This is a genomic window from Methylobacterium sp. A54F (assembly GCF_053346035.1).
In genome coordinates, this window is record NZ_JBKFBF010000176.1 from 1 (window position 1) to 293 (window position 293).

Sequence of the window (293 nt, forward strand, 5' to 3'; positions counted from 1 at the left end):
CGGGCTCGTCGTCGCGCTCGTCGGCACGGGCGCGGCCTGGCTCGTCGCCGCCTACGAGTTCCCGGGCCGGGGGGTCCTCGAGATCGGCCTGGTGCTGCCGCTCGCGGTGCCGACCTACATCGTCGCCTTCGCGTATCTCGACCTGCTCCACCCCCTCGGCCCGGTGCAGACGGGGCTGCGCGGCCTCCTCGGCCTGTCGCGCCCGCGCGACCTCGCGCTGCCCGACATCCGCTCCCTCGCGGGCTGCGTGCTGCTCCTCGGCTTCGTCCTCTACCCTTACGTCTTCCTGCCCC

Annotated in this window: 1 pseudogene; it reads left to right on the top strand. The window is 74.4% G+C overall.

Annotation, left to right across the window (positions count from 1 at the left end):
* Positions 1–293 (top strand): annotated as a pseudogene (locus ACLBXP_RS25850) (iron ABC transporter permease); the annotation flags it as partial.